The organism is Streptomyces sp. NPDC047028 (assembly GCF_040644095.1).
In the GTDB taxonomy this organism is placed as follows: domain Bacteria; phylum Actinomycetota; class Actinomycetes; order Streptomycetales; family Streptomycetaceae; genus Streptomyces.
In genome coordinates this window covers 1-4442 of the sequence record NZ_JBEYVS010000110.1, presented here as the reverse complement: position 1 = coordinate 4442, position 4442 = coordinate 1, and the positions used below count along the sequence as shown (strand labels likewise).

Below are 4442 nucleotides of genomic sequence, written 5' to 3'. Positions count from 1 at the left end.
GTGCAGGCGAGCTCCCGCAGGTGAACCAGTGCCTCGATCTCGTCGGCGACCTGGACGAAGACCCCGAACGGGTTCGGCTTGGTGACCTGGCCAGGCAGTTTCTGTCCCACCGCGTTGGTGTCGGCGAATACCTGAAAGGGGTCCGGCTGTGTGGCTTTCAAGGACAGTCTGGCCTCCAGGTTCCACGTGTCGAACTGGAGGAACTCGCATAGGACCCGCTGCCCGACCTGCACGACATCGGTGGCTGTCTCGAAACGTCGCCAGGACAGTTCAGCGAAGGAGTGAACCCGACGCCGGGGAAGACTGGATGGTCGGGTCCGTCGTCCAGCGCCACGAACACACCGAACCGTTCGATCGCTGTGACGGTTCCGGAAAGGAACTCGCCGCGGTGCAGTGACTCCAGGAATGCCCAGAGTTCTGAGTTCTCAGACGGTCCACCCATCATGCTCCAAGCCTTTCACGAGGAGCTTCGCACCGGGTGGGAACTGCGCTCACGCTGCGGTCTTAAGGGGACGTCCGCCCCAGCGAATGCCCTTCTCGCTGTAGCGGGCGTTGGCGTTGCGCCAGCGCAGTAGGCGTGCAGGGCCCGTGTCTGGACGGTGTGGTTGGAGTGGTGGGAGTTGACGACGGTGAATTGCCGAAGTGGTGCACACCAGCCCTGCGAAAAGGGGGCGGAACAGGTGGGACACCCGGGGCCATCGGGCTCACAGCGGCGGAGGTTCGGCGCCTCCTGGCAGCTTGTCGTGCCCGGCCCCCGCACCTGAACGGACACCGCGGACGACATCACGCGCTGAGTTGGTCGAACTGGCGCCGCCGACGCCAAGCAGTCGCCCGCCGCTGTCACTACCTGCGGCGTTGTCGCACGATCGAGGGGCAGTCTCCATGAGACCGCCCCCGCACGACCGAAGTCCCGCTACACTCCCGCCACCCGGCGAAAAGACCAGGTCAGACAGCGAAATCCTGCTGGAGTATTAGTACTCCAATGAGAGTTCGTGTCCTGAGCTGGCTCTTCTGGGCTAGGAGGCGGGAAGGCAGGCTGTGGTGGCTGGATCTGGTGTGTTTGTTGAGCTGGGGGTGTGGCGGGAGGCGTAGCGGTCGTGGTAGCTCTGGGAGGCGGGATCGCGCGGGCCCGCGAACGCGGAGAGGAACATCGCCCGTTTTAGCTGCCGGTTCCCGCCCCTTAGAGCGTGTTCGCCGTGGATCGAGGTTCAGGACTGCTTGGTCGTGGGGGCGAGGCCGGTATAGGAGGCCAGGTTGGCGGCGCTCGGGAACGAGTTGCCGTCGCCGACGGTGACCAGGAGGCCTGCTGCGGTCCGGACGCCGGCACGGACGTCAGGACGTCGGAAAGAGGGTGGGCCTCCAGGAGTGCCTCGATCTGGGCCTCCGGCGCCCGGCGGACTTCGCCAGCGAGGGCACGTTCACGTCCAGGGTATTGTTCCGTGGACCACCACGGTCTGCTCGTCGAGCGCGGTGAAGACGTCGTCGACGAGCCGCTGGGCCAGGCGCGGGGCCTTGGGCCGGATGACCTCTACGAGCCTGCGGCGGCTGACCTTCCGCAGAGCGGCCGGGGAATCCGTAGCGGTCGAAAAGCCAGGTCACGGCCTGGTGATCGAGGCGGGGGCCGAGGACGCCTTCGAGGCCTGGGTGGAACCGGGTGTGAAGGCCGCGGATGCGGTTGTCGGTGCGGTTGGCCTCGCCGGCGAGGTCGTGGTCGAATCGGACCAGCATGGTCAGCTCGGGCGCGATCTCGTCGGCGAGTTCCAGCGAGCGAAGGGTGTGGGGCATGGCGCGGGCGGCATCCGCGATGACGCCGCGTCGCGGGCGACGGTCAGCGGGAGAGCGCCGATGGAGGCGGGCTGGTCCACGACCACCAGGACGGTGCCGAAGTTGACCTTCAGCCTGTCGAAGACGGTCCTCAACTAGGGTTCGCCGTTCGGCAGCGGCTTGTCAAAGCTCTTCTTCCCGGCAGGCGCCAGACCGTGACCGTGATGCGTCTGCTTGCCGACGTCCAGGCCTAGGAAGACGCCCTCCCCGTCGATGCTGATCACCGTGCCGCCACATGTGTCTACGCGTGCCAGCCTCGATGGGCGGGGCTGTTCTCGCGCATCCCCGTTTCGCAGACCTGCCGCCCACGATCGGCCGGGTGTTGCGCTCGGCCGGGCGGTGGTCGGACCTCTGATCCGCGTCTCCGACGGCACCCCTCAGGCCCGGTGCCCCCCAGGTCATCCGTTAGACAGGAGGCAACAGTCATGCCGGGCTTGGAGGCCAGCGGTCTTCTTGCAGGACCGCAAAGAAGATAACGAGGGCAGCCACCGCCGCCGCGCGCGATGTCAGGACGAGTACGGCGAAGCTCCCGGAGGGAGAAGATGGCTTTCGGTCGAAACCCATCTACCAGGAGCTTCATTTCGTTGATCGCGCTAGTTATCTGTTCTATCAAACGCTCTTCGTATTCTCGCGATAGTCTTCCCAGTCCGAGCCAACCTTGTACGTTACGATCGCCTCCGCATGCGATGCATTGAGGGATAGTGCCATATCATCTACCTTGTTGGTGTTGCATCCCACAATTTTCCCTGGGGCAAGCGTCTCGCCGTTGAGGAAGCATGGATCGCTGGCCACCAGGATTTTGTCTCCCCCCAGGGGGCCAGATTCTCTCGAGACTATTGACTGAGTCGTGCCCAGCTTCACGTCGTCAAAACCCACGTTAGTGATTTGAAGAGTGGCCCATCTGGTGGGGATCCCATCTCCATCGTCAGTCCAAAGACATGTCATGACGTCAATCTGATCTCCGTAACTGCCCAGCCTGTCATCTCTGCACGTGGAGCCGTAGGGATGAACGGCCGCATCGGCCGTACCAGATAGTGCCACGACTGGCGCTGCGGACAGGATAGGGAGCAGCAGGGCCCCGACAAAGCGACGCTTCATGTGTATTACCTCTTTGAATGGCTGAGTATATTGAAGGTTGCTGCGAAAATAAAAGGCGAACGTGCCGTTCTCTGACTGGGATGTGACACGATCCTGTGTCTTTGGGTGCAACCGTACTGCTAGTGAGAGGGGTTTCCATTGGGGGTCACCCCTTAGAATTACCGATCGCCCTCAAAGCCGACGCTGACGTCGCGTGTGAATCACCGCCTTCGGTTGCGTCGGGGCCTTCCGTGTGGCGCGGGCCGACAAACCGGCGGCTCATGAGCATGCCCATCGTCCACTTGATCTTGGTCTCGGCGGAGTCGGAGTCGGTGCGCGTCGCGTAGTAGCGGGCAGGCGAGGTCAATGCGTTAGCCCCGCGAACGTGCGCCCCACCGGCCGGTTCTCGGAGGCACGGTGAATCAGCTGGTCGTGGCTGTGTTTACCCCGGGTCAGCGCGACGCGACGGACACCGATAGCGAAGCTGCCCCGGCGCCCAGTGCAGCCTCCGTTGGCCCACACCGCGTGACGCGCCAGTGTTGCTCCGGCTGCCGGACCAACAGTTTCTGTCCCGGGTGCTGGTTGATGGCCGAAGCGCGTCACGATCACGGCCAGCAGCTGTTTGAAGGTGTCCACCGCGATGTGCCAGTTGAGGCTGTTGATCATTCTCCTCCCCTGTCGAAGCCCACCGACACAGCTGCCTTCATCGACTGGGTGTCGATGAAGGCAGCGGTCGGCTCCGAGTCTTGGAGGACGTTGTCGCGCAGCCGGTCGTGGAACTCGGCAGTCAGGCCCCTTTATCCCTCCGGCACGGGCGAAGGTGTAGGCGCGGTTCACCAAGGTGAAGGCCGCGGGGCATCTCCCGTCAGGTGATGCGGCCCACGCGACCAGGGAGCGCACCGCATCGACCATCTCCCCGGTGGCAGTAGCTTTCCGGCTGCCCGCTGTGGCTGGACAGGCACCACGTCGCGTACCACAGCCCATTCCGCGTGGCTCATGTCCGTCGCATGCTTCGTTCGCCTGTAGGGCCGGCCCCTACCCTCCCGAAGCGATGGACAAGCGGGACGAACGCTCGGCAGGGTCGCCGAGATTGGCGCCATCGCATCCGACACGGAAAGTGCATCGCCAGCGGGGGCTCTTGTTACTCGGCTGGATTCGACACCCATGAGCTGTGGTGGAGGCCCGGTCACCAGGCCCGGCCAGGCAGAAGACCACCTGACCGGGTCGACGATCTCGACTCACGCCCACCAAGATCGAAAGAGATACAGGTTCTCAGCCCAGGTTCATGTTGGGCTCGTCCAGGGAATCGAGACCGCCCGTTGAGGTGCATGTGCCGCCACGGAGGCTTCCGTAGTTGTAAGCCTGGCGTAGGCAGTTGCGCAGGGCGAGTTGTCCCCAATAGTTGGGGTGGCCATCCTCCTGCAAGAGGTAGGGGCCGAACAAAGTGTGAACCGCCCCGGGTGAGGTGGAGACTCGATTCCGTGTAAGGATTCCGAGTCATGGCACGACCCTCGATGTACCCGCCCGAGCTGCGCAAGCGC

3 protein-coding genes and 2 pseudogenes are annotated in these 4442 nt (G+C 64.0%); all 5 read right to left on the bottom strand.

Going from position 1 to position 4442, the window contains the following annotated elements:
* The coding region (locus ABZ854_RS37025; protein ID WP_361220403.1) for a S1 RNA-binding domain-containing protein at positions 1–233 on the bottom strand (233 nt) is incomplete at its 3' end.
* 258 nt (positions 234–491) lie between these two features.
* Positions 492–646 (bottom strand): annotated as a pseudogene (locus tag ABZ854_RS37020) (IS630 family transposase); the annotation flags it as partial.
* A 433-nt stretch (positions 647–1079) separates the two neighbouring features.
* Positions 1080–2048 (bottom strand): annotated as a pseudogene (locus tag ABZ854_RS37015) (transposase); the annotation flags it as partial.
* A gap of 385 nt (positions 2049–2433) precedes the next feature.
* Positions 2434–2700, bottom strand: coding sequence for a hypothetical protein (locus ABZ854_RS37010; RefSeq protein ID WP_361220400.1), 267 nt, complete (start codon positions 2698–2700; stop codon positions 2434–2436).
* A gap of 564 nt (positions 2701–3264) precedes the next feature.
* Positions 3265–3567 (bottom strand): hypothetical protein, encoded by a 303-nt coding sequence (locus tag ABZ854_RS37005; RefSeq protein ID WP_361220397.1) that lies wholly within the window; start codon positions 3565–3567, stop codon positions 3265–3267.
* Between the last annotated feature and the right edge of the window lie 875 nt (positions 3568–4442).